Raw genomic sequence first — 2,249 nt, 5'->3', positions numbered from 1 at the left:
AAATTCTAAAATTCTAAAATTCTAAAATTCTAAAATTCTAAAATTCTAAAATTCTGTCTGCGAGGTTTTCCGCTAAAATACTGCACAGCAAAATTCCGCGCTTAAAATTATAAAATTTTACGCAGCAAATTCTGTGCACTAAGCTTATCCCACATAAAAATTTTCGCGTTATAATCTTGACGCTAAAATTCCTTGAGCTGAAACTAAAGTCTGAAAAATTTTAAAATCCGTGCAGCCGCTTGATCTCTGCGCTGATCGGCTTTTTTTGGCCTGATTTGGTCACACTTACGTAGGTTGCGATCGCGCTGGTTACGTGCAAGCACTCGCGAAATCCATCCTCGCCCAGCCGCAACGCTGCGACCTCGATCTGCACGCGGATAGAGGTATTTCCCACGCTTAGTACTTTTGCGTAGCAGCTGATGACATCGCCGATAAATACGGGCTGCTTGAAAGTTACCTCCTGCATCGAGATCGTCACGACCCGCTCGGGCGCTATTTCGCGCGCCGCCGTCGCGCCCGCTAAATCGATCTGCGCTAGTATCCAGCCGCCGAAAATATTGCCCGAGCTATTCGTATCCTTAGGCAGCGCTACGACCTTGATGCGCGGCTCGCCGAAATCGTCTAAGTTTAAATCGCTCATTTTTACTCCTTAAATTTAAAAATCTCGCATTTTAACCGCGCAAATTTAACACTTTTTCGATACAATCGGCAAAAATCTATGTCGAAATTTTAAAATTTTAAGCGGATGCGAGGATAGAATTTTGCTCGCGAAGCAGACACATTCCGCTCGTAAAAAGACGATAAAAACGGCAAAAAGGATACGCGATGAACGATTTTGTAAAACTTAGCGAGATGGCAGCGAGCGCTAAGGCGCGACTAAACGCCCTCTACGACGAGCCGCACGCCGAGCTGATCGCGCGCGGATTGGAGATCTGCGGCTTTGAGTTTGGCGATACTGCGCGCATCGCCGTGCTGCGCCGCATCGTGGATCTCAAAGAGGATCCGCTGTTGCAAGAATTTCGCCGCTTGGGCTACGATGAGGCGCGACAGCGCGAGCTAAAGAGCAAAATGTATGATTTCACGCGCGAAATACATGAGGGCATGCACGAAGCGCTCATAGCCGAGGCGGGCGCGCAGGGGATTTTGCAGCCCTTTTATCTGGAGCTTTTAAAGGGCGTGCACCGCATCGGGCTCGTGCTAAGCGATATGCAAAAAAGCTGGCAAGCCCTAATCATCGAAGGCACGAACAAGCGCTTGCAAAAGGAATTTAGCTCGCTTGCGCGGGCGAAGGAATTTTTGCTGCAAAAGAAGCTGTTTATGCGCACGCCTCACGGCGAGATCTGCGAGCGCTGCTACGGCGCGATAGTGCAGCGCGACGGCAAATCCCAAATGGTTCCCTACGCCGTGGTCTTTGCGGATGAGACGGCAAAGCTGCAGAGTGAATTTAGCGATCTTTTAGAGCGCCTCGTGATGCTTGCAGAAGATGAGAGCGAACTAGCCTACATCGCGTATCTAAGTAAGCTCAAACAGGCCTTTTGCGAGAGGGACGCTAACGCGGTAATCGGCGCGTGGCGGGATGCGGAGATCGCGTGGATGGATATAAAAACGCCGCTTCAAATCGGCCATCCGCTTGAGTACTACGAGGACGCCTACACGCACGCAGTCGCGCTGGAATGGGACGTCAGGCTTGCAGGCGCGTATGAGTTCAGCGCGAAGGAATTTAAAGCGCGTGTAAGCGAGAGCTTTGAGCGCGCATATGAAAAAATCGGCGCCGATAACGCCGTCATGCACTCGCTCGTGCTCTCAAATATCGCCAAAACCCAGCTTTACGTCTGCGCGCCGTTGATCTACTACGGCGCCGATCTGAACGGGCTCTTTTCGGCGCAGGTCGTGCCAAACGACGAGTTCGTAAGCACCAACTGCGGCAAGAAAATTTTCGCCTTCGTAAATTTCGTCTATGAAAGCGCCAAGGCTAGACCTTTTATGCGGCTAAGCAGCGAAATTTTTACTCTCGATTATCTAAATTTCGGGCGCGAAATTTTATTTAAAAAGCCGCAAATTTGGCGCCGCGTCTACGAAATATCGACGATCGGACATGAGTTCGGGCATATATTTTTCATCGACGCGGACACCGAGGCGCGCATGAACCGCTCGGGGCTTTTTAAGCTCATCGAGGAGTACAAGGCGACCACCGGCGGGCTCGTGAGCTTCTTTTTCCATGAGGAGGAGTTTTGCCTGCCGGTGCTAGA

At 50.4% G+C, this 2,249-nt stretch carries 2 protein-coding genes; one reads left to right on the top strand and one right to left on the bottom strand.

Annotated elements, in window-relative coordinates:
- Window positions 1-220 precede the first annotated feature (220 nt).
- Window positions 221-640 (bottom strand): acyl-CoA thioesterase, encoded by a 420-nt coding sequence (locus Q0256_RS01030; RefSeq protein WP_295153100.1) that lies wholly within the window; start codon window positions 638-640, stop codon window positions 221-223.
- Window positions 641-825: 185 nt separating this feature from the next.
- On the opposite strand from Q0256_RS01030, the gene ciaB reads away from it, so the two are divergent.
- Window positions 826-2,249 (top strand): invasion protein CiaB (ciaB, locus tag Q0256_RS01025; protein WP_297959218.1); only part of this gene is annotated, 1,424 nt, incomplete at its 3' end.

The organism is uncultured Campylobacter sp. (genome assembly GCF_937949835.1).
Classification (GTDB): Bacteria; Campylobacterota; Campylobacteria; order Campylobacterales; family Campylobacteraceae; genus Campylobacter_B.
Note: the sequence above shows the minus strand (reverse complement) of the source record. Positions and strands in the feature narration are given on the sequence as shown.

Bases quoted from the DNA above. Each gene is read 5' to 3' on its own strand.
- Q0256_RS01030 (WP_295153100.1), bottom strand. From the start codon at position 640: ATGAGCGATTTAAACTTAGACGATTTCGGCGAGCCGCGCATCAAGGTC.